Genomic DNA, 24,410 nt, shown 5'->3' with positions numbered 1-24,410 from the left:
CGTCGGGGTCAGAAGAGCGCGATGACCAGGCTCGCGGCCAGCAGGAGGACCGGGCCGAGGAGCGAGAGGATCCACAGCGCGGCCACGCGCTGCGGACCCTCGCGACGCAGGCGCGGGACGCCGGTCGCCGCGCCGATCCCGACGCCGCAGGCCAGCACCAGCAGGAACCCGAGCACCCAGCGCAGGTGGAGGTCGCCGGCCGGGCCGGCGTAGGCGACGGTGCTGTCGCGGTGCAGCAGCCGGGCCGGCACCGGGGTGCCCGGCCGGAGCTGGGCCGCGGAGACGTTCGCGAGCCGGACGTCCTGGGCGAACGCGTGGTCGGCCGGGGTGAAGCGGGCCGTGCAGGTGTCGCCGAGGGTCCGTTCCTGGCAGCGGAGGACGGTCGCGGTGCCGGTGCTCCCGACGCCGGTCGCGAGCCAGAACGGGGTCGCGCTCACCGAGGCGAAGAACAGCGCCAGCAGCCCGAGCGCGATCGCCAGCACCAGGCCGGTGACGGGGTTGCGCAGCTCCGGGCCACCGAGCGCCGGTCCGCGGGGAGCGGGCGGGAGCGCGACGGGCACCGGGCGGCTCGCCGCGTGCGACGCGGTCCGGCGGACGCTGGCCCCGGCGATCCGCTCGCTCACCAGGGCCGCGCGCAGGTGGCTCCGCAGCGACGCCAGCCCGTCGATGTCCGGCTCGTCGTCGTCGGCCGAATGGGCGGACCCGGCGAACGGCGCGTCGGGGAGCTCGAACGGCAGCGGCTGCGTGCCGGGCATCTCGTGCGGCGGGAGGTCGATCGCGACCGGCGGGTCCTCCGGGAGGACCGGCGGCAGAGCCGGCATCGGCATCGTCCGCGGAGCGTCGATCTCGAAGAGGACCGGCTCGGCCAATGTCGGCACCTCGGTAGCCAAGGCCGGCGACGCGTCTTTGCTGGTACCCACGGATCCATTGGACCGCGCGCGGTGTCCGATTTGTCGCACCGCCCCGCGTTCGGCGTGCCGCCCTGGGGAGGAAATGCTTTCCTACCGACGGCCTAGGGTAGATGCATGACCCGTCACATCCTCACCGCGGTCGCGTGGCCTTACGCAAACGGCCCGCGGCACATCGGCCACGTCTCCGGATTCGGCGTTCCTTCCGACGTCTTCAGCCGGTACCAGCGCATGGCGGGCAACAAGGTACTGATGGTCTCGGGCACCGACGAGCACGGGACGCCGATCCTGGTCCAGGCCGAGCAGGAGGGCGTGACTCCCCGCGAGCTCGCCGACCGCTACAACCGGGTGATCGTCGACGACCTGCAAGGCCTCGGGCTGTCGTACGACCTGTTCACCCGCACCACCACCCGTAACCACTACGCGGTGGCGCAGGAGCTGTTCAAGACGCTCCACCGCAACGGGTACATGATCGAGAAGACGACGAAGGGTGCGATCAGCCCGTCCACCGGCCGGACGCTGCCCGACCGCTACATCGAGGGCACCTGCCCGATCTGCGGCTACCCGAGCGCCCGCGGCGACCAGTGCGACAACTGCGGCAACCAGCTCGACCCCACCGACCTCATCGACCCGAAGTCGCGCATCAACGGTGAGGTGCCGAAGTTCGTCGAGACCGAGCACTTCTTCCTCGACCTGCCCGCGCTGGCCGAGGCGCTCGGGTCCTGGCTGCAGACCCGCACCGACTGGCGGCCGAACGTCCTCAAGTTCTCGCTGAACCTGCTCGACGACCTCAAGCCGCGGGCGATGACGCGGGACATCGACTGGGGCGTCCCGGTGCCGCTGCCCGGCTGGGAGAACAACGCCAACAAGCGGCTCTACGTCTGGTTCGACGCGGTGATCGGGTACCTCTCGGCGTCGATCGAGTGGGCCCGCCGGTCCGGGGAGCCCGACGCGTGGAAGTCGTGGTGGTGCAACCCCGAGTCGTCCTCGTTCTACTTCATGGGCAAGGACAACATCACGTTCCACTCGCAGATCTGGCCGGCTGAGCTCCTGGGCTACAACGGGCTCGGCGCGCACGGGGGCAGCCCGGGTGAGTACGGCACGCTCGAGCTGCCGACCGAGGTCGTCTCCAGCGAGTTCCTCACGATGGAGGGCAAGAAGTTCTCGTCGTCGCGCCGGGTCGTCATCTACGTGAACGACTTCCTGTCCCGGTACGACGCCGACTCGCTGCGGTACTTCATCGCCGCCGCCGGGCCGGAGAACCAGGACACCGACTTCACCTGGACGGAGTTCCGGCGCCGCAACAACGACGAGCTGGTCGCGGGCTGGGGAAACCTCGTCAACCGGTCGATCTCGCTGGCGGCCAAGAACGTCGGGGCGGTGCCCACTCCCGGGACGCTCACCGAGGCCGACGCGGCGCTGCTCGACTCGTCCAAAGCCGCGTTCGCCACGGTGGGTGGGCTGCTCGAACGGTCGCGTTTCAAGGCGGCGCTCGGCGAGGCGATGCGGGTCGTCGGGGACGCGAACAAGTACCTGTCGGACCAGGCGCCGTGGGCGCTCAAGGATCCTTCGACGCACGAGCGGCGGGACACGGTTCTGTACACCGCGCTGCAGGTCGTCGACGACTGCAAGGCCATGCTGACGCCGTTCCTGCCGCACTCGGCGCAGAAGATCCACGAGTTGCTGGGGGAGAGCGGGGTGTGGTCGGGGTCGCCGGAGATCCGCGAGGTTTCTGAAGAAGGCGGACCCGACTACCCGGTGATCCAGGGCGACTACGCGGCCGCGCAGGCCCGGTGGGCGTCGCGGCCGATCGAGGTCGGCCGGCCGCTCGCGCCGCCGAAGCCGGTGTTCAAGAAGCTCGACGAGTCGATCGTGGAGGACGAGATCAAGCGGTTGGAGGGGGAGTGAGTCGGGGCGAGGCCCCACCTGACCCGCCGCCGCTGAGGACACCCGTTCTCGACAGCCACACCCACCTCGACATCGTGGGCGGCGACCCCGCCGCGGCCCTGGCCCGGGCCGCGGCGGTGGGCGTCACCCGGGTGATCCAGGTCGGTTGTGACGTCCCGTCGTCGGTGTGGGCCGCGGACTTGGCCGCGGTCCATCCGTCGGTGTCGGCCACCGTTGCGCTGCATCCGAACGAGGCTCCGGACGTCTCTGATCTGGACGCTTCGCTGCGCGAGATCGAGGCGCTGGCGGCGCGGCCGGAGGTGCGCGGGATCGGCGAGACGGGGCTCGACTACTTCCGCACCGGTCCCGACGGCGTGAAGGCCCAGGAGTACTCGTTCCGGGCGCACATCCAGCTGGCCAAGCAGTACGACAAGGCGCTGGTGATCCACGACCGGGACGCGCACTCGGACATCTTCCGGGTGCTCGAGTCGGAGGGCGCGCCCGATCGCGTGGTGTTCCACTGCTACTCGGGCGACGCGGAGATGGCGCGTCGGTGTGCGTCGCTCGGGTACGTGATGAGTTTCGCCGGGACGGTGACGTTCAAGAACGCGCAGAATCTGCGCGATGCGGTGGCGGTCGCGCCGCGGGAGTTGTTGCTGGTGGAGACGGATGCGCCGTACTTGACGCCGATGCCGTACCGGGGGCGCCCGAATGCGCCGTACCTGATCCCGTTGACGCTGCGGGCGATCGCCGAATACCGCGGCGAGGACGTCGACGAATTGGCGGCCACGATGATGGCCACGGGAGATCGAATCTTCGGCCCGGCCGGCTGAGGGGCGCGTGCCCGGCCGGTTTGCGCTGGGCGGCTCGTCGGTTTGCGCCGGGCGGACGCACCGTCGGGTGTGCTGAGCTGATCGCGGCGATGCGCAGGGTCGAGGGGCGGGTCTTGGTCGCGGCGGAGGCGACTGCGTGGGGCGCGTGGCGCGGTTGATGCTGCATTCGGCGGTGTGATGCCGGTCGTGGGTCTCGGTGTCGAGTGCCGGGGCCGGCCGCGGCGGCGGCGATGGGGTCGGGACGGTGGCGCCGATTGCGCAGCAACGCAGGTGGCTCGCGGGCCAGGTCGTGCGCGGGCCAGGTCGTGCGCGGGCCAGGTCGTGCGCGGGCCGTGCCTCTGGACGGCAGCGCCTCTGGGAGGGGCGCCCCAGCCGCGCCCCCGGGGACGGCCGCGCCCCCGCGCCAGCCGCGCCCCGGGACGGCTGCAGCTCCCGCGATGGCTGCGCCCCCGCGGCGACGGGTGCGCCTCCACGACGGCTGCGCCCCTGGATGGCCGCGCCCCGCGCCAGCTACGCCCCCGCGCCAGCTACGCCCCCGCGCCAGCTACGCCCCCGCGCCAGCTACGCCCCCGCGCCAGCTGCGCCTCCGCGCCAGCTGTGCCCCGCGCTAGCTACGCCCCCGGGACGGCTGCAGCTCCCGTGATGGCTGCGCCCCCGCGGCGACGGGTGCGCCTCCGCGCCAGCTGTGCCCCGCGCTAGCTACGCCCCCGGGACGGCTGCAGCTCCCGTGATGGCTGCGCCCCGCGGCGACGGGTGCGCCTCCACGACGGCTGCGGCCCGGGATGGCCGCGCCCCCGCGACGGTTGCGTGCCCGCGACGGTTGCGCGCCCGCGACGGCTGCGGCCGCGTCGGCTGTGCCTTCGGGGTGGCTGCGGCCGTGTCGGCTGTGTCTTCGGGGTGGCTGTGCTTCCGGGACGGCCGCGCCCCGTGCTAGCCAGACCCCGTCGCGGCCGGTGGCTGTATCGGCTTCGGCGCGGGGACGTGGCTCGCCGGCTGGGCCGGCGGTGATCAGCAACCGCTCGCGGCGCTGACTGGCCTCCGCTGCTCGGTCGAGCACGGGCCTCGGCCCTCCCCGGCGGAACTGCCTGACGCGGTCCGCGCTCCATTGTCCGTGGGCGGTCTCCGTCGAGGCATCCCTTCCGGCGCGTCCTGCCGGTCAGCACCGCCATCGATCGCATCGTCGACCGCGCCGTCGCGGACGCGGCGGCCGACGGCCCGGGACGGCGGTAGGGCCCCGCCAAGGGCTCGTTCCCCACCGCCTCACCCCGCCGAACGGTCAGCTCCCCGAACCGGCGGGCCAGGGCTTCGGAAGGCCCCCGCTCGGGCGGCGGCGGCCGCTACGGATGCCGCGGCGTCGGCGTCGGCTTCCTCCGGACCGGCCGCCGTCAGCAGGCGGTAGTACAGCGGCGCCGACACCGCCCGGATCACCTTCTCCGGATCCGTCCCGGCCGGCAGCTCGCCCCGCGCGACCGCGGCCTCCACGACCGGCGCCCACTCCGCGACCCGCACCTCGTAGAAGTCCCGCAGTGCGGCCGCGGTCCCGGCGTCCGTGAGCGCCGCGGCCAGGATCGACCGGAACAGCGGCCCCTGCCGGGCATCGGTCAGCGTCCGCTGTACCAGCCGGGCGTTCGCCCGCAGATCCTCGTCCAGCCACCCGGACTCGGTCCGGGGCGACGAGGACGCCGCCATCTCGGTCAACAATTCCGCGACCAGCGCGGGCACCGTCCCCCAGCGCCGGTACACGGTCGTCTTGCCCACGACCGCCCGGCGGGCGACGTCCGCCAGGTCGAGGCCCGCGAACCCGTTCTCGATCAGCGCGTCCTCGGCCGCCCGCAGCACGGCAGCGCGCACCCGGGCCGTGCGTCCCCCAGGGCGAAACTCCATTAATGGAACTCCAGTTCCGTTAGTGTTACGGTTCCTAACGGAACTCTAGTTCCCTTAGGAGGGAGAACCATGGACTACCGACGACTCGGCGGCCTCGAGGTCCCGGTCCTGAGCTTCGGCGCCGGCACGTTCGGCGGCCGCGGCCCCCTGTTCGGCGCCTGGGGCACCACCGACGTCCACGAGGCCAAGAAGCTCGTCGACCTCTGCCTCGACGCCGGCGTCACGATGTTCGACACCGCCGACGTGTACTCCGACGGCGCCTCCGAAGAGGTCCTCGGCGCCGCGATCAAGGGCCGCCGCGACGCCGTCCTGCTCTCCACCAAGGCCGGCCTCCCCACCGGCGACGGTCCGAACGAGGCCGGCTCCTCCCGTCACCACCTGACCCGAGCGGCCGAGAACGCCCTGAAAAGACTCGAAACCGACTACATCGACGTCTTCCACCTGCACGGCTTCGACGCTCACACCCCGATCGAGGAGACGCTCTCGACGCTGGACGACCTGGTCCGCGCGGGCAAGATCCGCTACGTCGGGGTGTCCAACTTCGCCGGCTGGCAGCTGATGAAATCGCTCGCGCTCGCCGACCGCCACGGCTGGCCCCGCTACGTCTCCCACCAGGTCTATTACTCGTTGGTCGGCCGCGACTACGAGTGGGAGCTGATGCCGCTCGCCGCCGACCAGGGCGTCGGCGCCACGGTCTGGAGCCCGCTCGGCTGGGGCCGGCTCACCGGCCGCGTCCGCCGCGGCACCCCGCTCCCGCCGAACAGCCGCCTGCACGCGACCAAGGAGGCCGGCCCTCCGGTCGCCGACGAAGACGTCTACCGCGTCGTCGACGTGCTCGACGAGATCGCCGCGGAGGAAGGCAAAACCGTGCCCCAGATCGCCCTCAACTGGCTCCTGCAACGGCCGACCGTGAGCTCCGTCCTCATCGGAGCCCGCAACGAAGAGCAACTGCGCGAGAACCTCGGCGCGGTCGGCTGGACGCTCGCCCCGGAGCAGGTGCGCCGACTCGACGAAGCCAGCGTTCGTAACGCTCCGTATCCCCACTTCCCGTACCACCGCCAGGAGGGATTTGCCCGGATCAACCCACCCCTGACGGCGTGATCACCGCCACGAAAACACCCCGGAACCCCGTTACAAATCGGACCTCACACGGATTGTATGTCGTATTAATCCCTGCTTGTGCGGGTGGCCGCGTGGAAGAACCCCACGTATGGTGGCCCGTCGGGTCGCCCAGCGGCCCGGATAGCCGGGGTGGACCGCAGTTCGCATCACCGTCCTGCCCGGGTACTCAGAGGTCTGGAGCAGGGTGCAGGACCGCTCGCCACGCGCGAAAAAAGTAGCTACCGGTATCAAGATCGCCTCGGTCGCGGCCTTACTCGTCGGAGGAGGTGCCTGGGTAGCCACCGATCGCGCCGTGACCCTCCGTGTAGACGGAGAGCAGCAGACCGTGCACACCCACGCGGACGACGTCCGTGGTGTGCTGGCCGCCGCCGACGTGAAGGTCGGCGACCGCGACGAGGTCATCCCGGCGCTGGACTCCGAGGTCCGCAAGGGCGACACGATCGAGATCGACCGGGCCCGCAAGCTCAAGGTCACCGTGGACGGTGAGACCCGCGAGGTCTGGGTCACCGCGCCCACTGTGGACGAGGCGCTCGACGAACTGAGCATGGGACGGCGCGACGTCAAACTGTCCGCGTCCAGGAGCTCGCGCCTTCCGCTGAACGGCGCCGTGCTCAGCGTCAATACACCGAAGCAGGTGACGCTGACCGCGGACGGCCGGACGACCACCGCCACCACGTACGCGGCGACCGTGGACGAACTGCTCGACGAGCGCGGACTCACACTGGACGCCGACGACAAGGCGACGCCCGCGGTCGCGACGATCCTGGCCGAAGGCCAGAAGGTGACCGTGCAGCGGATCCTCACGAGGAACGTGACGCAGACCGTCGCGGTCCCGTCGCCGGTGAAGACGCGCACCGACTCGAGCATGACCGCCGGAACCCGGCGCACGGTGACGCAGGGCCGCGACGGGAGCGCCCGGCAGGTCGTCCGGGTCGTCTACACCGACGGCAAGGTGACCAGCAAGAAGGTCGTCTCCAAGACCGTGGTCACCGCGGCCACGACGACCGTCGTGGTCAAGGGCACCAAGAAGGCCGTCACGAAGTCGTACCCGACCGGCGGCGGTAGCCTGAACTGGGCCGCGCTGGCCAAGTGCGAGTCCGGCGGCAACCCCGGCGCGGTCTCGCCCGGCGGCACCTACCACGGGCTCTACCAGTTCAGCGTGGGCACCTGGCAGTCGATGGGCGGCTCGGGTCTGCCCAGTCAGGCCTCGTCGTCGGAGCAGACGATGCGGGCGCAGATGCTCTACGCCCGGTCCGGCGCCGGTCAGTGGCCGGTCTGTGGGTCCCGCTTATTCAGTTAGGGTCGCTGGCGTGCCCAACGACCTGCTCGGCCCGGCTGAGATTCGCGCGCTGGCCGAGCGCCTCGAGGTTCGTCCCACCAAGACCCTGGGGCAGAACTTCCTGCACGACCCGAACACGATTCGACGCATCGTCCGGACCGCCGAAGTCGGTCCGGACGATGTCGTGCTGGAGGTCGGTCCGGGGCTGGGGTCGCTCACGCTCGGCCTGCTCGGGGCGGCCGGGGCGGTGGTTGCGGTCGAGATCGACCCGGTTCTCGCCGGGGCGCTGCCCGCCACGGTCTCCGAGCGCCTGCCGCACCTCGCCGATCGGCTCACGGTCCTTCATGCGGACGCTCTCCGAGCGACGATAAAGCCCGGCCCGACGGCGCTGGTGGCCAATCTGCCGTACAACGTCGCGGTGCCGGTCGTCCTGCACCTGCTCGAGACCGTGCCGACGTTGCGGACCGGGCTGGTCATGGTGCAGGCCGAGGTGGCCGACCGGCTGGCGGCCCCGCCCGGCTCGCGCACCTACGGGGTGCCGAGCGCCAAGGCGGCCTGGTACTGCGCGGTGACGAAGGCCGGCGCCGTTCCGCGGGCGGTGTTCTGGCCGGTGCCCAATGTCGACTCGGGACTCGTCCGCATGGTGCGTCGGGAACCGCCGACGGGGGCGTCGCGCGAAGAGACGTTCGCGGTCGTGGACGCGGCGTTCGCGCAGCGGCGGAAGACGCTGCGCGCAGCGCTGGCGGGGTGGGCCGGCGGGGCCGACCGGGCCGAGCAGGCGCTGGTCGCGGCCGGGGTGCCACCGACGGCGCGCGGTGAGACGGTCGACATAGCGACGTTCGCTCGTATTGCCGCCAATAGGGCATAATCTGTTAAAAGAGCATACAGTGCTAACCTTCGCCCGAAGTGTGTGTCTATATGACCGCTTTCGGGGGGAAGAAGCATGCAAAGACTGGCGTCCGATCGGGCGCGCCGAGGGCTGGCCCTAGCGGCCGGAACCGCCCTCGCCGTCGCGCTCGTCGGGGTACCGACACCGGCACTGGCGTCGCCGCCCACGATCACCGTCGCACCAACCGTCGAGGCCACGCCGACCGGCTCCGACGTCCAACTGTCCGTGTCGGCGACGCCGACCGACGACGGGTCCCTCACCTACCAGTGGCAGTACGAGCTGCTCAAGGGCTCGGGTCTCTGGCTGCCCGCGCTGGGCTCGGCCGACATCCTCGGCCTCGGCTACACCGGCGCCGACTCGAACACGCTGACGATCAAGAACGCGACGTCCGCGCTGAACAACATCGGGCTGCGCGTCGTCGTCAGCAGTACCAACGGCGGGTCGACGACGTCGGACTCGGTCACACCGGTCGTCGGTGACCCACCGCTGATCAGCAACGTCTCGCAGTCCGAGTCGCGGGTCGTGACCGGTGGGAGCGTCCATCTGACGTCCACCGTCCCGGTCGGGATGACGCCGCTGACCTACAGCTGGCAGCTGCTGCGACCGGCCTCGGGCCTGGTCGTGCCGCGCTGGGCGTCGCTGACCAACAGCTCGACGGTCTCCGGCGCGCGCACCGGCACCCTGCTGCTCTCGAACCTGACGACAGACGTCGCCAAGAACTCGTACCGGCTGGTCGTGACGAACCAGGTCGGCGTCGACATCTCCGACCCGGTCAAGATCGACGTCGGGGTGAAGCCGACCGTCACCAACCCGGCCGATCAGACCGCGGTCGACGGGAACGCGACGCTGACCTCGACGATCACCGGTAACCCGGTGCCGACGGTGCGCTGGCAACGGCGGGTCTCGGTCGGTGGCCTGTGGCTGGACGTGGCCTCGGAGAACGCGGCGACGAGCTTCGCGGACGGCGTCGCCACGCTGAAGCTGTCCAAGCTGACGACCGCGGACAGCGGGGCCCAGTACCGGGTCGTCGCGTCGAACGTCTACGGCGAGAACGCGCAGTCCGACCCGGCCACACTGACCGTCGCCGGCTCCAAGCCGACGGTCACGAACCCGGTGGACAAGCTGGCGATCGGCGGCGGCGTCACGCTGTCGGTCACCGCGACCGGAGACCCGACGCCGGTCGTGACCTGGCAGCGGCGTTCGCCGGCCACCGGGTCGCAGTGGGAGGACCTGCCGGGCCTCGGGACCACCGCGTCGGCCGGCTCGTCCGGCGTGACGGCCTCGCTGCCGCTCTCCGGCCTGACGTCGGTGCTGAGCGGCTCCCGCTACCGGGCGGTCGTGAAGAACGCGATCGACACGGTGGTCTCCGACGCGGCGACCGTGACCGTGGGGGCGGTGCCGACCGTCACCAACCCGGTCGACAAGATCGCCTCGTCCGGCGCGACGTCGTTCTCGGTGAACGTGACCGGTGACCCGGTGCCGACCGTGACCTGGCAGCGGCGCTCGCCGGGTGGGTCCACGTGGGAGGATCTGCCGGCCGCCTCGGGCTCGGTGTCGGCCGGGGTGGCGACGCTGCCGCTGTCCGGTTTGACGTCCGCGGCCAACGCCGCCCGCTACCGGGCGGTCGTGAAGAACACGGTCGGCCAGGTCGTGTCCGACGCGGCGACGCTGACCGTGGGCACCGCGGCCGACGTCTCCAACCCGACGGCGCAGACCGCGGCGCTCGGGGCGGCGACGTTCTCGGCGACGGTGTCCGGTGACCCGACGCCGACGACCCGCTGGCAGGTGCTGGGGACCGGGTCGAACGCCCGCTGGGCGAACGTCGCTCTCGGCTCCGGTGCGCTGGCCGCGCAGGTCGGCAACCTGGCGACGCTGACGCTGACCGGTCTGACCAAGGACCAGAACGGCAACCGGTACCGGGTCGTGGCGACCAACGGTGTGGACACGCCCGCGGTGTCGGACTCGGCGCTGCTGACCGTGGCCGGTAGCCCGCTGTCGATCACGAACCCGACGTCGACCGTGACCGGAGCGACGAACGGAGCGGTATCGCTGTCGGTGACCCTCGGTGGCGATCCGGCGCCGACGGTCCAGTGGCAGCAGTTGGCTCCGGCGCTGGGGGCGACCTGGACGCCGGTCACCAACAGCAGCACGGTGAGCGGCGCGACGACGCCGAAGCTGACGCTGTCGGGCCTGGTTTCCTCGTTGACCGGCTACCGCTACCGGGCGGTAGCGACGAACGGCTCCGAGACCGCGACGTCACAGCCGTCGCTGTTGACGGTCCTGTAGTTCCTGCTGCTAGAGGCCCGGTTCCGACGATCGTCGGAACCGGGCCGTCTGCTTAACGGCGTTGACTCAAACGAACTGCCGTAGCGAAATAGACGGATATGCGTGGCGTAAGAATCCTATAAGTCACTTATGTCCGGATGATGCTAGCGTGCGACCAGAACTCCCGATCACCGTCGGGAGGGGGGTTACACGATTTGGGGGGAAACAGCATGGGGGTACACGCACGCCGTGCCGCCCGCCGCACAGCGCCGTTGGTAGCGGCCGCGGCGGGTATGGGCACGGTCGCGGCGATGCTCGCTGGCCCGCTGCCCGCATCCGCCGCAGCGCCCGCGTTCGTCCTCGACCCGAACTACGGGGGTGCCAACGCTGCAGTAAAGGGCGTTGCCACCGCCGGCCTCACCAACACGCCCGGTGTAGATGCGGTCACCTTGGCCACCGGCACGCCGAGCATCACCTACCGCTACGTCCTGGCGCAGCAGAAGTCGGGCACCTGGCCGGTCACGCTCGTGCGTCTACTGCCGACCGGCGTTGCCGACACCGCGTTCGGCGGTGGTAACGGCAAGGTCGTACTCACCGGCCTCCCGGCGAACACGGTGGTCAGCCGGCTTCTCACCGACGGTACGAACCTGTACGTCGTTGGGCAGAACGGCTTCAACGTCATCATCGCGAAGGTGGACGCCACCGGCGCGGCGGCGACCTACGGGTCAACGGGCATCGCCACGCTGTCGACCGGCCTGAGCGGAACCGGTACCACGTTCACGATCGCGGACGCGAAGCTCCACTCGTCGCTGGGCTCGGACGCGGCGACCGGCGGTACCGGCGCGGCGGCCGACGACGCGAACGGTGTCGTCGTCGCGATCAACGTGACCACGGTCTCCGGCACGACGACGACGAACACCGCCTGGCTGCTACGGGCCACCGGCACCACGACAGCCGGCAACCTCGACACGAACTTCGGCACGGCGGGTCGTTGGCAGGTGATGAGCGGCGCGACACCGGCAACGATGGTCGGCGGCATCGTCGTCCGCGGGACCACCGACACGGTGAACCCGACCGGCATCGTCGGAACGATGACGCTGGCTCCGGAGAACACGACCGGCGCCGACACCCAGTCGCAGCTGTTCCAGGTCAGCCCCGTCGCGGCTGCGCCGACCGGTGTCACCGCCTACCCGGTCACGTCATTCGAGACCGCGTCGGACACGGCGGGCATGTCGAATGAAATGCTGAGCGACATCGTCGAGCTCGGTGCGGGCACCGGCAGCGCCCAGTTCCTGGTCGCCGGTCGGACCAGCTCGAGCTACTTCCTGACCCGGGTCGGCGCGAACACGGCCACCACACTGGACACCACGTTCGGTACCCAGGGCATCGGCCAGCCGGTGACGGCATCGTGCGCCAGTGGGGCACCGCAGATCGCGCTGGACAATGCCACGACGCCGACGCGGTACTACCTCGCGGTCGACCGGACCTGCGCGGGCAGCAAGCCGGAGTTCGTCCGGTACGGCGTCAACGGTCTCGCGGACACGACGTTCAACAACGGATCGGCGGTCTGGTCGCCGGACATTCCGGTCAACGCGCGGCCGCTGATGGCGTCCGCCACCGGCCTGAACTTCGGTGCCTGGAACACCAGTGGAACCGACGTCTCCAGCGGTCAAGCCGTCGTGCCGACGGCGCCGACGGTGACGGTCGCGTCGAGCTCGAGCGCCGTGACCTCCGGTACGTCGGTCACGCTGACGGCGACGATCGGCGGCGTGCCTGCCCCGACCGTGCAGTGGCAGTGGGCGCCCTACAACGGCACCAACTTCACCAACATCCCGGACGCGACGGCATCGACCTACCAGTTCCGGGCCTCGCTGGCGCGGTCCGGTTACCAGTACCGGGCGGTCGTGACCAACGCCTACGGGCAGAGCGCGACCAGCACGCCGACCACGGTCGTGACCGTTTATGCGGGCGCCCCGGTCGTCACGACGAACCCGGACAGCAAGACGGTTTCGGTGAACAGCCCGGTGTCGTTCACCGTGGCCTGGGCCGGTGAGCCGGACGCTACCGTCCAGTGGCAGGGACTCAGCCCGGCCAGCGGCGCGACCTGGACCAACATCCCGGACGCGACGAAGGCCACGCTGACCGTCCCGAAGCCGATGCTCGACATGAGCGGTTACCAGTACCGTGCGGTGCTGACGAACTCCAACGGCACGGCGACCAGCAACGTCGCCACGCTGACCGTCACGCCGCAGGTCATCAACGTCACCAAGCAGCCTGAGGACCAGACCGTCGACGAGGGTGGCAACGCCACCTTCGCGGTGATGGCGACCGGCAACAGCGCGCTGTCCTACCAGTGGCAGTGGAGCAAGACCGGCGCCGACGCCTCGTTCGAGTCGATCCCGGGTGCGACCAGCGCGTCGTACACGTTGCACGACGCCAAGGCGTCCCAGGACGGGACCGTCTTCCAGGTGAAGATCACCGACGCCGCCAACAACGTCGAGTATTCGACGAAGGCCAAGCTCACGGTGAAGGTGGCCGGCCACCCGACTCCGACGAACGTCGCCTGGGCCGACTACGACGGTGACGGCAAGTCGGACATCGCGACCTTCCGGCCCTCCGACGGCTCGTTCAACTGGATGAGCAAGCAGGAGATGTTCGGCAAGGCCGGTGACCGCGCGATCGTCGGCAACTTCGACGACGACAAGGCGTCCGACATGGCCGTCGTCCGGGGCAACACCTGGGTGATCGACCACGAGGCTGCGGTCGCGTTCGGCAAGTCGACCGACACTCCGGTCTCGGGCGACTTCGACGGTGACGGCAAGACCGACATCGCGGTCTTCCGTTCGTCGAACGGCACCTGGTACTGGAAGGGCGGCCCGGCGGCCGGCGTCCAGTACGGCGCGGCGGGCGACGTCCCGGTCGTGGCCGACTACAACGGTGACGGCAAGGACGACTTCGCGGTCTGGCGTCCGTCGAACACCACCTGGTACGTGAAGGGCGTCGGCAGCTTCAAGTGGGGTGCCAAGGGTGACATCGTCCTGCGGGGCGACTGGAACGGCGACGGGAACGACGACATGGTCGTGTTCCGTCCGTCGAACGCCACCTGGTACTTCTACGGCGGCAAGAGCGTCCGTTGGGGCCGTGGCTCCGACATCCCGCTCGCCGGTGACTTCGACGGTGACGGCCAGAACGACCTGGCCCTCTTCCGTCCCTCGGAGAACAAGTGGTACTTCGCGGAGATGGACACCGTGCAGTTCGGCAAGACCGGCGACTGGCCGCTGCCTCGTTGATGAAACGACGCTGAGCTAGTCCACGCGGGGCCCACCCTCTTGGGGGTGGGCCCCGTTCACGTCTTACCGGGAAGCAGTCGGGTTCACCGCGGTGCCACCCGACGACTTCCCGTCACTTCGCGCCGAGTGCGCCGCGGAGCTGCCCGACCAGCCGCTCGAACGCCGTCGGATCGGCCAGATCTGCGGCCGTCGCGTGCAACACGGGGACTCCGCCCGTCCGTCGGCCAGCCGGATCGCCGTCGAGGCCCGGCTGCGCGGGTGCTCGGCGGCCAGGGCGCGAAGCATCCCCGCCCGAACGTGCCGATGCCTCAGCAGCACGTCCAGCGCGGCCACCGACTCGACGAGATCCGGCTCGCGCGCGATCTCCCAGGAGAATCGCGCCTTCACTGCGCAGCTTGTGCGTGTCCAGCAGCGCTGCGTCCGCATAGATGTCGCGGTAGAGACGGCGGTAGGCCTTGCTCCGTAGACGGCCGGGGGTCGCCACCCCGGCGCGGACGGCGTCCGAGCCCCGGAACACCCGCCCGCGGAGCTCGGGCGCGATCGTTGCCCTCATGATCGCGAGGATGGTCTCCGCGGCGCCGGAGCCGCTCCGGTCATCCACAGGCGCGCGGACCGCCGGGACGCTGTCGGGTGCCACCCCATTGGACCCGGCGACTTCCCGGCAACTAGCGTGCAGCGCCTTTCGGTAGCCTGGGGGCGTGCGTTCGTTTGATGGAGGAGTGTTCCGCTGACCGTTTCGTCCCGTTCCGCGGTTCGCGTGCGGGTCCCGGCCAAGATCAACCTGCACTTGGGCGTCGGGCCGCTCCGCGATGACAACTTCCACGATGTGGCGTCCGTCTTCCACGCGGTGTCACTCGTCGACGAGCTGACCCTGGAGCCCGGCCCGCCCGGCATCCGGCTGATCCTCGAGCAACCCCACACCGGCGTCCCCGTCGACCGCACGAACTTGGCGGCAAGGGCTGTCCAGATGCTGGCCGACCACGTCAACATCGAGCCCGCGGTCACGATCCGGCTGCGCAAGGGCATCCCGGTGGCCGGCGGCATGGCCGGTGGCTCCGCCGACGCGGCCGCGGCGCTGGTCGCCGGCGACGCGCTCTGGAACCTCGCGCTCCCGCCCGAGACGCTCCACGCGCTCGCGGCCCGACTCGGCTCCGACGTGCCGTTCGCGCTCCACGGCGGCGACGCGCTCGGCCTCGGCCGGGGCGAGCAGCTGACCCCGCTCACCCACCCCTACCGCCGCCACTGGGTGCTGGCCACCGCCCGCGAGGGACTGTCGACCCCGGCCGTCTATGCCGAGTTCGACCGCGGCGGAAGGACGACCGCCTCCGACCCGGCCGCGGTCATCAAGGCGCTCGACGACCCCGACCCGAACGCGCTGGCCGACGCGCTCACCAACGACCTGCAGGACGCCGCACTCTCGCTCCGTCCCGGATTGCAGCAGGTCCTGAAAGCCGGAAAACAAGCCGGCGCGCTCCAGGGCATCGTCTCCGGCTCCGGCCCGACCTGCGCGTTCCTCGCCCCCGACCCGGAGCGCGCGGAACACATCGCCAACCGGCTCCGGATCGCCGAAGTGCCCGGCGTCAGCGCCGTCCGCGTCGCGCACGGCTCGGTAGAAGGCGCACGCTTGTGTCCGTGAACCTCGTCAACGTCGAGAACGTCAGCGTCACGTTCGGCACCCGCACCCTGCTCGACCAGGTCTCGCTCGGCCTCGGCGAAGGCATGCGGATCGGCGTCGTCGGACTCAACGGCGCGGGCAAGTCGACCCTCCTCCGCGTCCTCACGAAGGAGGAGGAACCCGACTCCGGTCGGGTCACCCACCGCGGTGGTCTCCGTCTGGGTCACCTGACCCAGACGGTCACCTTCCCCGACGACGCGGTCGTCCGCGACATCGTCCTGGGCGACGCCTTCGGCGCCGAGCACGAATGGGCCGGCGACGCCGGGATCCGCGCCGTCCTCGACGGCCTCGGCCTGCACACGATCGGTCTGGACGCTCCGGTGAAGCCGCTGTCGGGTGGCGAGCGCCGCCGGGTGGCGCTGGCCGCGCTGCTGATCCGCGACTCCGACCTGCTGGTCCTCGACGAGCCGACTAACCATCTGGACGTCGAGGGCGTCGCCTGGCTGGCCGGGTACCTGGTCGACCGGCGCGGTGGGCTGCTGGTCGTCACCCACGACCGCTGGTTCCTCGACGCGGTGTGCACCCGGACCTGGGAGGTCACCGACGGTCAGGTCGAGCAGTACGACGGCGGCTACGCGGCCTGGGTGCTGGCTCGGGCCGAGCGGTCGCGCCAGGCGGCCGCGTCCGAGGAGCGCAGGCAGAACCTGATGCGCAAGGAGCTGGCCTGGCTGCGCCGCGGTGCGCCGGCCCGCACCAGCAAGCCCCGGTTCCGGATCGAGGCGGCCAACGCGCTGATCGCCGATGTCCCCGAGCCGCGCGACACGGTCTCGCTCAAGCGGCTGGCCGGCACCCGGATCGGCAAGCAGGTCTACGACGTCGAGAACGTGTCGTTGAGCTTCGGCGACCGGAAGATCCTCGACCGGGTCACCTGGCGGATCGGCCCCGGCGACCGGTACGCGCTGGTCGGCGTCAACGGGGCCGGCAAAACCACCCTCCTCCGGCTGCTCGCCGAGCAAGGGCACCCCGACGCGGGCGAGGTGAAGGTCGGCAAGACCGTGAAGGCGGCCTACCTCTCCCAGGAGGTCACCGAGCTGCCGCCCACCAAGCGGGTGCTGGAGGCGGTGCAGGAGGTCGCGCAGCGGCTGACCGTCGGCGACCGCGACCTGACCGCGTCCCAGCTGGCCGAGATGTTCGGATTCTCCTCGACCCGGCAGTGGACGCCGGTGGGCGACCTCTCGGGCGGGGAGCGGCGGCGGCTGCAGCTCCTGCGGCTGCTGATGACCGGGCCGAACGTGCTGCTCCTGGACGAGCCGACGAACGACCTCGACATCGACACTCTCCAGTCGCTGGAGGACCTCCTCGACAGCTGGCCGGGGACGCTGGTGGTGGTCAGCCACGACCGCTACCTGGTCGAGCGGGTCACCGACCAGGTGTACGCGCTGTTCGGCGACGGTGCGCTACGGATGCTGACCGGCGGCATCGACGAGTACCTGGCCCGCCGGGCGGCGGCGACCGCCGAACGCGCCCCGGCCGTCTCCCCGGCAGTCGGCGCGACGCCCACCGAGAGCGGATTGTCGGCCGCCGACGCGCGGGCGGCGAAGAAGGAACTGACCCGGCTCGAACGGCAGATCGCCAAGCTGGAAGGCCGGGAGAAGACACTGCACGACCAGCTCGCGGCCAATGCCACGGACTTCGCGAAGGTCGCTGAGCTGGACTCCGAGCTGCGTACCGTTCAATCTGAGCGGGAAGCCGCCGAAGAATCCTGGCTGGAGCTCTCCGAACAGGTGTGATCCACCGCACGGGTTCACCGGATTGTCGACACCTGGTCGTCGGTCCGCCGATGTGTTCGGGCAGAATCTGGCCGACGACCGTTCGGCCGTATCACAGGGAGGCCCCCCAATGTCCCACCTACCGGTCGACCATCCTCTTCGTGGCCTGTACCGGGGCCTGACGATCGTCACCGGCGCCGCGTGCATCGCGTTCGGCGGCACCGCGCTCGCCACGACGTCGGGCAACGGCTTCACCGACAACGTCGGCGAGAAGGTCTGGGGCCTGATGACGGCCAACCCGGCGCAGGGCGTCTTCTGGATCGTCGTCGGCGCGATCGTCGTGCTGACCTCGCTGATCGGCCGCAACGTCGATGCCAAGATCAACGTGGTCGTCGGGCCGGTGCTCTGGGTGGTCGGCACCGTCGGCCTGATCCTGATCCGGAACGGCGACAACTTCCTCGCGTTCTCGGTGACCAGCGTCTGCGCGATGTACCTGCTGGGCACGCTCTGGTTCACCGGCGGCCTGTACAGCTCGGTGAGCACGGCGACGCCGGTGGCTCGCCCGTCGTCGTCCGACTCCACCAAGGAGAAGGTCGCGGCCGCGCACTGAACCTTCTCGAAGGCCCGGCTCGGAAGAGCCGGGCCTTCGTCATTCCTTGCCGCGGATCCGCGGTTTGGTCTCGAGGTTGGACAACCCGTTCCAGGCCAGGTTCACCAGGTGCGCGGCGACCTCTTCCTTGTTGGGCTTCCGCGCCTCCAGCCACCACTGACCGGTCAGTGCGACCATGCCGACGAGTGCCTGCGAGTACAGCCCGGCGAGTTTGCTCTCGTAGCCCCGGCGCTTGAACTCACCGGCCAGGATGTACTCGGCCTGGCTGGCGATGTCGCTGATCAGGCTCGAGAACGTGCCGGCCGAGGTGGCGACGGGGGAGTCCCGGACGAGGATCCGGAAGCCGTCGGTCTCGTCCTCGATGTAGGTGAGCAGCGCCAGCGCGGCCTGTTCCAGCAGGACGCGCGGGTGGCCGCCGGTGAGCGCGTTCGTGATGCTGTCGAGCAGGTGGCGCATCTCGCGGTCGACGACGACGGCGTACAGGCCCTCCTTGCCGCCGAAATGCTCGTAGACCACCGGCTTGCTGACGCTCGCTCTGGTGGCGATCTCCTCGATCGACGTGGCTTCGAAACCCCGGTCGGCGAAGAGCTTGCGGGCGATCGCGAGCAGCTGTTCGCGGCGCTCCTTGCCGGTCATCCGGACCCGGGATCCGCGGCCGGAGGGCCTGCGTTCGTCGTCACTCACCTTTGCATCCTGTCAGGATCGCCCAGCGAGTCATACGGACCGCGCGCACCGTCACAGAAACGGCCCCCGCCGTGGCGGGGGCCGTTCAGGAACGTCAGGCGGCGACCTTCTCGACGCGTCGCGCCTCGAAGCGCTCGCGCTTGGGCCAGCGGACGTCCCAGACCCAGCCGGCCTTCTCGAACAGCCAGATCAGCCGGGCCGACGTGTCGATCTGACCCTTGTCGACGCCGTGCCGCGCGCAGGTCGGGTCGGCGTGGTGGGAGTTGTGCCACGACTCGCCGAAGCTCAGGATCGCCAGCGGCCAGAAGTTGTGGGCCTTGTCGTTCGAGCGGTACGGCTGCTCACCCACCACGTGGCAGACCGAGTTCACCGCCCAGGTGACGTGGTGCACCAGCGCGACCCGCACCAGCCCGGCCCAGAAGTACGCGGTCAGCGCGCCCCACCACGACCAGGTGACCAGCCCGCCGATGACGGCCGGGCCGAACAGCGAGAACAGCATGATCGGCACGAAGTTCTGCTGGATCCGGCGGATGTCCTTGTCGCGGATCAGGTCGGGCGCGAACCGGCGCGCGTTGGAGTTGTCGCGCTCGAACAGCCAGCCGACGTGCGCCCAGACCAGGCCCTTGAACAGCCCCTTGGTCGACTCGCCGAAACGCCACGGCGAGTGCGGGTCACCCTCCTGGTCGGAGTACTGGTGGTGCCGGCGGTGGTCGGCGACCCAGCGGATCGGCGCACCCTCGACCGACATCGTGCCCGCGACCGTCAGCGCGATCCGCAGCCAGCGCTTGGCCTTGAACGCACCGTGCGTGAGGTACCGGTGGAAGCCCACGGTCACCCCGAAGCCGGTGACGACGTAGAAGACGGCGAACAGCGCCACGTCGACCCAGGTGAGGCCCCAGCCCCAGGCCCACGGCACGGCGGCGATCACCGCGACGAACGGGACGACGACGAAGAACCACAGGAACGCGATCTCGATGTTGCCCTTACGCCCGAACGTGATCGGGCGCTGCCCGGCACGTTTGGTGTCCGGGGTCTCCGGGGCCGGAGTCGCCGCTTCCGCGGCCGCGGCGGTCGTCGGAGTCATGGATCATCCCTTCAGCATCGGGTCGCGTCGATGAAACCGACGCTTACGGAAGCGTAACCTACGCACCCGTAAGTTTGGCAAGTCTCCGCGCGGAAGGATTGCGCGAGCGCGCTTGTGGAAGAATCGAACTGTCTTCGGCCGTGGTGTAATAGGCAGCACAGCGTCTTTTGGTGTCGCTTGTCCGGGTTCGAGTCCTGGCGGCCGAGCTTTTCCTCTTCTGCGGATGCCTCATTAACATGCGGCAGGTACGCACCCGCCTATTCCTCAGGAGACCGTTGTGACGAGCCCGGCCCGCCCGGCTGCCGTCGTGATCCTCGCCGCCGGCGAGGGAACCCGGATGAAGTCCGACACCCCCAAGGTCCTCCACGAGCTGTGCGGACGCAGCCTGGTGGGGCACGTGCTCGCGGCCGCCGGTGCGCTCGAGCCGGCCCACCTCGCGGTCGTCGTCGGCTACCAGCGTGACCGCGTCGCCGCGCACGTCACCGAGCAGGATCCGCGGGTCGTCACCGCGGTCCAGGACCAGCAGCTCGGCACCGGTCACGCGGTCCGCTGCGCGCTGGCCGAACTGCCCGACCTGGACGGTCCGGTCGTCGTGCTGAACGGCGACACCCCGCTGCTCACCGGCGAGACGCTGCAGGCCCTGGTCGCCACCCACGTCGAAAAAGGCAACGCGGCCACCGTGCTCACCGCGTCGGTGCCCGACCCCACCGGCCTGGGCCGGATCGTCCGGGACGCCGACGGGCACGTGCGCCGCATCGTCGAGCACCGCGACGCGACGCCCGAGGAGCGGACGATCGCCGAGATCAACTCGGGCATGTTCGCGTTCGACGCCAAGCACCTGCACGCGATGCTCGACCGGCTCACGACCGACAACGACCAGGGCCAGGAGTACCTGACCGACGTGCTCGGGCTGCTCGTCGAAGACGGCCACCCGGTCGCCGCGATGGTCGCGCCCGACTACCGCGAGACGCTCGGCTGCAACGACCGGGTCGAGCTGGCCGGCCTGCGCGCGCTGCTCCGCGACCGGCTGGTCACCGCGGCGATGCGCGCCGGTGCGACGGTCGTCGACCCGGCCAGCGTCTGGTTCGACGTCGACGTGCGGCTCGGCCGGGACGTCGTCGTGCACCCCAACGTGCAGCTGCGCGGCGCGACCGTGATCGAGGACCGCGCCGAGGTCGGCCCGGACACCACGCTCGTCGACACCCGCGTCGGCACCGGCGCGTCGGTCGTCCGCGCGCACGCGCTCCAGGCCGAGATCGGCCCGGAGGCCTCCGTCGGCCCGTACGCCTACCTCCGGCCCGGGTCGGTCCTCGCCCGCAAGGCCAAGGTCGGGACGTACGTCGAAACGAAGAACGCGACGATCGGCGAAGGCTCGAAGGTGCCGCATCTCACGTACGTGGGGGACGCCACGATCGGCGAGCAGTCGAACATCGGCGCCTCGAGCGTCTTCGTCAACTACGACGGCGTGAAGAAGTACCACACCGTGATCGGCGACCACGCCAGGACCGGGTCCGACACGATGTTCGTCGCTCCGGTGAGCGTGGGCGACGGCGCCTACACCGCGGCCGGCTCGGTGATCACCGAAGACGTGCCTCCGGGCGCGATGGCGGTGGCCCGGTCCCGGCAGCGGAACATCGAAGGTTGGGTCGAGCGGCGCCGTCCCGGCACGCCCGCGGCGGAAGCGGCGGCGGCTGCTCGGCGCGTCGCGTCCGAGGAGGGTACCGTCGAATCGTCGATACCTCCTGCCACGACCGAAATCCCCGGAACGGGCAGCGACCACTAGATTTCCGGAACGTCCCCCTCACCGGTCGGACCGCTGCCGCCCGGCGCACTGAAAGCGACGCAGAACCGATGGCAATTCACGCCAAGAGCCGGAAGAGCTTGGTGCTCCTGAGCGGTCGGGCAGCTCCGGAGCTGGCCGCGGAGATCGCTGTCGATCTCGAAACCGAGGTGACGCCGACCCGGGCCGTGGAGTTCGCATCGGGCGAGCTGTTCGTCCGGTTCGAGGAGTCCGTCCGCGGTTCGGACGCGTTCATCGTCCAGAGCATGTGCGCGCCGGTGAACCACCACCTGATGGAACTGCTGCTGATGCTGGACGCGGCCAAGCGCGGCTCGGCGAAGCGGATCACGGTCGTCGTGCCGTTCTATCCGTACGCGCGGCAGGACAAGAAGCACCAGGGCCGCGAACCGATCTCGGCCCGGCTGGTCGCCGACCTGCTCAAGACCGCGGGCGCCGACCGGATCCTCACCGTGGACCTGCACACCGCCCAGATCCAGGGCTTCTTCGACGGCCCGGTCGATCACCTGTTCGCGCTGTCGCTCCTGGCCGACTACGTCAAGGAGCGGTACGCGGGCCGGGAGCTGACCGTCGTCGCCCCGGACTCCGGGCGGGTGCGGGTGGCCGAGCGGTGGACCGACGTCCTCGGCGGGACGCCGCTGGCGTTCATCCACAAGACGCGGGACCCGCTGGTGCCGAACCAGGTCGTCATGAACCGGGTCGTGGGTGAGGTCGAGGGCCGTACCTGCATCCTCGTCGACGACATGATCGACACCGGCGGCACGATCGCCAAGGCCGCGGATGCGCTCAAGGCCGAGGGCGCGGCCGACGTCGTGGTCGCGGCGACGCACGGGGTGCTGTCCGACCCGGCGACCGAGCGGCTGAAGAACGGCCCGATCAGCGAGGTCATCCTCACCAACACGCTGCCGATCCCGCCGGAGAAGGAGCTCGACAAGCTCACGGTGCTGTCGATCGCCCCGCTGATCGCCCGGGCGATCCGCGAAGTCTTCGACGACGGCTCGGTCACTTCCCTATTCGGTGGTGCTAGCTAGCCCCCCGGGTTCGTCGTAAGGTGGCCGGTCGCGTTACGATAGTCAGGTTGCCCGGCGAGGGGGCTGTGTCGCAGGCTCCGTGATCGACGCGCTGATTCGTGGTTGCGTCGTCTGCGGTGCCCACGACACGGCCCCTCGCCCAGCACGCCAATCGACATTCACGCTTGCGTTCGAGGAGTTAAGTCGTGTCCGAGGTCCGAATCGCCGCCGAGCCGCGCACTGAGTTCGGCAAGGGCGGCGCACGCCGCACGCGCCGGGCCGGGAAAATCCCCGCCGTGCTGTACGGGCACGGGCAGGCGCCTCGGCACATCGCACTGCCGGCGCGGGAGTTCACCAACGCCATCAAGCACGGTGCGAACACCCTGCTCACGATCGAGATCGATGGCGGCAAGGAGCTCGCGCTCCCCAAGGCCGTCCAGCGCGACCCGATCAAGTCCACCATCGACCACGTCGACCTGCTGCTCGTCCGCAAGGGCGAGAAGGTGAACGTGGAGCTCCCGATCGTCCTGGTCGGCGAGGTCGAGCGGGGCGGCCTGGTCAACCAGGACCTGAACGCGCTCCTGGTCGAGGCCGAGGCCACCAACATCCCGGACGGCGTCGAGGTCAACATCGACGGTCTGGAGATCGGCAAGCAGCTGCTGGCCAAGGACGTGGCCCTGCCCAAGGGCGTCACGCTGGTCACCGACCCCGAGGCCGCGGTCGTCGGCGTCGTCGCCCAGCAGAGCGCCGCGCAGGCCGAGGCCGAGATCGAGGCGGCCGAGGCCGAGGCCGGCGTCGTCCGCGACGAGAAGCAGACCGCCGACGCCTAGTAATCAGCTGTAGATCCGGCCGGGGCCCGCACGGGCTCCGGCCGGACTCGTCTCGAGGGAAGGGCACATGGCCGACGACCCGTGGCTCGTCGTCGGGCTGGGCAACCCCGGCCCGAAATACGCCGGCAACCGGCACAACGTCGGCCAGATGGTCGTCGACCTGCTCGCCGAGCGGGCCGGCGGACGCTTCGCCAAGCACAAGTCCCGCTCCGAGGTCGTCGAAGGCCGCCTGAGCGGCCACCGGGTGATCCTGGCCAAGCCGCTCTCGTACATGAACGAGTCCGGCGGCCCGGTCGCCGGACTGCGCAGCTACTACCGCATCCCGCCCGAGCGGACGATCGTCGTCCACGACGAGCTGGACATCCCGTTCGACACCGTGCGCCTCAAGCAGGGCGGTGGCGACAACGGACACAACGGGCTGCGCTCGATCTCCAGCTCGCTGGGTTCGAAGGACTACCTCCGGGTGCGGGTCGGCATCGGCCGCCCGCCCGGCCGGCAGGATCCGGCCGACTTCGTGCTCCGTGACTTCAGCACGGTCGAGCGCAAGGATCTGCCGTTCCTGGTCGACACTGCCGCCGACGCCGTGGAAGCGCTGTTCAGCAATGACCTAGCCACTGCGCAGAACACTTTCCACGCCAAGTAACAGCTATATT

The 24,410-nt window shown here is 70.4% G+C and carries 19 protein-coding genes and 1 tRNA gene; 15 read left to right on the top strand and 5 right to left on the bottom strand.

What is annotated here, in order from left to right; translation table 11 throughout:
- Nucleotides 1–8: 8 nt before the first annotated feature.
- On the bottom strand, nucleotides 9–920 hold the full coding sequence (locus FL583_RS07250; RefSeq protein ID WP_142703700.1) for a hypothetical protein: 912 nt from the start codon (nucleotides 918–920) through the stop codon (nucleotides 9–11).
- Nucleotides 921–1,025: 105 nt separating this feature from the next.
- Here FL583_RS07250 and metG point away from each other — a divergent pair, with 105 nt between their 5' ends.
- Both metG and FL583_RS07240 read left to right on the top strand, forming a co-directional pair.
- A complete protein-coding gene (gene metG / locus FL583_RS07245; RefSeq protein ID WP_142703699.1) occupies nucleotides 1,026–2,816 on the top strand; it encodes a methionine--tRNA ligase in 1,791 nt (596 codons plus the stop codon).
- Nucleotides 2,813–3,628 carry a TatD family hydrolase gene (locus FL583_RS07240; protein ID WP_142703698.1) on the top strand — a complete coding sequence of 272 codons (816 nt, stop codon included), beginning with the start codon at nucleotides 2,813–2,815 and terminating at the stop codon, nucleotides 3,626–3,628. The genes metG and FL583_RS07240 overlap by 4 nt, the downstream gene beginning before the upstream one ends.
- Before the next feature lie 1,260 nt (nucleotides 3,629–4,888).
- On the opposite strand, the gene FL583_RS07235 is transcribed toward FL583_RS07240, so the two are convergent.
- Nucleotides 4,889–5,512 carry a TetR/AcrR family transcriptional regulator gene (locus FL583_RS07235; protein ID WP_142703697.1) on the bottom strand — a complete coding sequence of 208 codons (624 nt, stop codon included), beginning with the start codon at nucleotides 5,510–5,512 and terminating at the stop codon, nucleotides 4,889–4,891.
- 69 nt (nucleotides 5,513–5,581) lie between these two features.
- On the opposite strand from FL583_RS07235, the gene FL583_RS07230 reads away from it, so the two are divergent.
- The 5 genes from FL583_RS07230 (at nucleotide 5,582) to FL583_RS07210 (ending at nucleotide 14,357) form a co-directional block, all read left to right on the top strand.
- On the top strand, nucleotides 5,582–6,613 hold the full coding sequence (locus tag FL583_RS07230; RefSeq protein WP_142703696.1) for an aldo/keto reductase: 1,032 nt from the start codon (nucleotides 5,582–5,584) through the stop codon (nucleotides 6,611–6,613).
- Between the two features lie 313 nt (nucleotides 6,614–6,926).
- A complete protein-coding gene (locus tag FL583_RS07225; protein WP_142703695.1) occupies nucleotides 6,927–7,934 on the top strand; it encodes a resuscitation-promoting factor in 1,008 nt (335 codons plus the stop codon).
- Between the two features lie 10 nt (nucleotides 7,935–7,944).
- The gene (gene rsmA, locus FL583_RS07220) at nucleotides 7,945–8,781 is read left to right on the top strand and encodes a 16S rRNA (adenine(1518)-N(6)/adenine(1519)-N(6))-dimethyltransferase RsmA (RefSeq protein ID WP_205751910.1); all 837 of its coding nucleotides are present in this window, start codon (nucleotides 7,945–7,947) and stop codon (nucleotides 8,779–8,781) included.
- 75 nt (nucleotides 8,782–8,856) lie between these two features.
- Nucleotides 8,857–11,088 carry an immunoglobulin domain-containing protein gene (locus tag FL583_RS07215; protein ID WP_142703693.1) on the top strand — a complete coding sequence of 744 codons (2,232 nt, stop codon included), beginning with the start codon at nucleotides 8,857–8,859 and terminating at the stop codon, nucleotides 11,086–11,088.
- 290 nt (nucleotides 11,089–11,378) lie between these two features.
- Nucleotides 11,379–14,357 (top strand): FG-GAP-like repeat-containing protein, encoded by a 2,979-nt coding sequence (locus FL583_RS07210; RefSeq protein WP_170323530.1) that lies wholly within the window; start codon nucleotides 11,379–11,381, stop codon nucleotides 14,355–14,357.
- A 63-nt stretch (nucleotides 14,358–14,420) separates the two neighbouring features.
- Here FL583_RS07210 and FL583_RS07205 read toward each other — a convergent pair whose 3' ends face one another.
- Nucleotides 14,421–14,744, bottom strand: a complete 324-nt coding sequence (locus FL583_RS07205) for a hypothetical protein (RefSeq protein WP_142703691.1) — start codon at nucleotides 14,742–14,744, stop codon at nucleotides 14,421–14,423.
- 370 nt (nucleotides 14,745–15,114) lie between these two features.
- Between FL583_RS07205 and FL583_RS07200 the strand changes: the two genes are divergently transcribed.
- From FL583_RS07200 to FL583_RS07190, 3 genes are all read left to right on the top strand, one after another.
- Nucleotides 15,115–15,993, top strand: coding sequence for a 4-(cytidine 5'-diphospho)-2-C-methyl-D-erythritol kinase (locus FL583_RS07200; RefSeq protein ID WP_240746611.1), 879 nt, complete (start codon nucleotides 15,115–15,117; stop codon nucleotides 15,991–15,993).
- Entirely contained in the window at nucleotides 15,990–17,762 is a 1,773-nt protein-coding gene (locus FL583_RS07195; RefSeq protein WP_240746610.1) for an ABC-F family ATP-binding cassette domain-containing protein, read from the top strand. Before FL583_RS07200 ends, FL583_RS07195 begins: the two co-directional genes overlap by 4 nt.
- A 109-nt stretch (nucleotides 17,763–17,871) precedes the next feature.
- Complete coding sequence (locus FL583_RS07190; RefSeq protein WP_142703689.1) at nucleotides 17,872–18,351, top strand: hypothetical protein; 480 nt, start codon at nucleotides 17,872–17,874, stop codon at nucleotides 18,349–18,351.
- A 39-nt stretch (nucleotides 18,352–18,390) separates the two neighbouring features.
- Here the strand turns inward: FL583_RS07190 and FL583_RS07185 are convergent, their stop codons facing one another.
- Nucleotides 18,391–18,987, bottom strand: coding sequence for a TetR/AcrR family transcriptional regulator (locus FL583_RS07185; RefSeq protein ID WP_142704007.1), 597 nt, complete (start codon nucleotides 18,985–18,987; stop codon nucleotides 18,391–18,393).
- A 142-nt stretch (nucleotides 18,988–19,129) separates the two neighbouring features.
- Nucleotides 19,130–20,119 carry an acyl-CoA desaturase gene (locus tag FL583_RS07180; RefSeq protein WP_142703688.1) on the bottom strand — a complete coding sequence of 330 codons (990 nt, stop codon included), beginning with the start codon at nucleotides 20,117–20,119 and terminating at the stop codon, nucleotides 19,130–19,132.
- Between the two features lie 134 nt (nucleotides 20,120–20,253).
- On the opposite strand from FL583_RS07180, the gene FL583_RS07175 reads away from it, so the two are divergent.
- From FL583_RS07175 to pth, 5 genes are all read left to right on the top strand, one after another.
- A tRNA-Gln gene (locus tag FL583_RS07175) sits at nucleotides 20,254–20,325 on the top strand.
- A gap of 71 nt (nucleotides 20,326–20,396) precedes the next feature.
- A complete protein-coding gene (gene glmU, locus FL583_RS07170; protein ID WP_142703687.1) occupies nucleotides 20,397–21,902 on the top strand; it encodes a bifunctional UDP-N-acetylglucosamine diphosphorylase/glucosamine-1-phosphate N-acetyltransferase GlmU in 1,506 nt (501 codons plus the stop codon).
- Between the two features lie 68 nt (nucleotides 21,903–21,970).
- Entirely contained in the window at nucleotides 21,971–22,948 is a 978-nt protein-coding gene (locus tag FL583_RS07165; RefSeq protein WP_142703686.1) for a ribose-phosphate diphosphokinase, read from the top strand.
- 185 nt (nucleotides 22,949–23,133) lie between these two features.
- The gene (locus FL583_RS07160) at nucleotides 23,134–23,757 is read left to right on the top strand and encodes a 50S ribosomal protein L25/general stress protein Ctc (protein ID WP_142703685.1); all 624 of its coding nucleotides are present in this window, start codon (nucleotides 23,134–23,136) and stop codon (nucleotides 23,755–23,757) included.
- 67 nt (nucleotides 23,758–23,824) lie between these two features.
- A complete protein-coding gene (pth, locus tag FL583_RS07155) occupies nucleotides 23,825–24,400 on the top strand; it encodes an aminoacyl-tRNA hydrolase (RefSeq protein WP_142703684.1) in 576 nt (191 codons plus the stop codon).
- The last annotated feature ends 10 nt before the right edge of the window (nucleotides 24,401–24,410 follow it).

Origin of the sequence: Cryptosporangium phraense, from assembly GCF_006912135.1 — a bacterium.
GTDB lineage: Bacteria > Actinomycetota > Actinomycetes > Mycobacteriales > Cryptosporangiaceae > Cryptosporangium > Cryptosporangium phraense.
This window is presented reverse-complemented; position numbering and strand designations above follow the sequence as displayed.

What these genes read in the sequence shown, in the direction of transcription:
- FL583_RS07180 (WP_142703688.1), bottom strand. Translation starts at nt 20,119, where the DNA reads ATGACTCCGACGACCGCCGCGGCCGCGGAAGCGGCGACTCCGGCCCCG.
- FL583_RS07210 (WP_170323530.1), top strand. Translation starts at nt 11,379, where the DNA reads ATGCTCGCTGGCCCGCTGCCCGCATCCGCCGCAGCGCCCGCGTTCGTC.
- FL583_RS07230 (WP_142703696.1), top strand. Translation starts at nt 5,582, where the DNA reads ATGGACTACCGACGACTCGGCGGCCTCGAGGTCCCGGTCCTGAGCTTC.
- metG (WP_142703699.1), top strand. Translation starts at nt 1,026, where the DNA reads ATGACCCGTCACATCCTCACCGCGGTCGCGTGGCCTTACGCAAACGGC.
- FL583_RS07235 (WP_142703697.1), bottom strand. Translation starts at nt 5,512, where the DNA reads ATGGAGTTTCGCCCTGGGGGACGCACGGCCCGGGTGCGCGCTGCCGTG.
- FL583_RS07185 (WP_142704007.1), bottom strand. Translation starts at nt 18,987, where the DNA reads ATGACCGGCAAGGAGCGCCGCGAACAGCTGCTCGCGATCGCCCGCAAG.
- FL583_RS07190 (WP_142703689.1), top strand. Translation starts at nt 17,872, where the DNA reads ATGTCCCACCTACCGGTCGACCATCCTCTTCGTGGCCTGTACCGGGGC.
- pth (WP_142703684.1), top strand. Translation starts at nt 23,825, where the DNA reads ATGGCCGACGACCCGTGGCTCGTCGTCGGGCTGGGCAACCCCGGCCCG.
- FL583_RS07165 (WP_142703686.1), top strand. Translation starts at nt 21,971, where the DNA reads ATGGCAATTCACGCCAAGAGCCGGAAGAGCTTGGTGCTCCTGAGCGGT.
- FL583_RS07215 (WP_142703693.1), top strand. Translation starts at nt 8,857, where the DNA reads ATGCAAAGACTGGCGTCCGATCGGGCGCGCCGAGGGCTGGCCCTAGCG.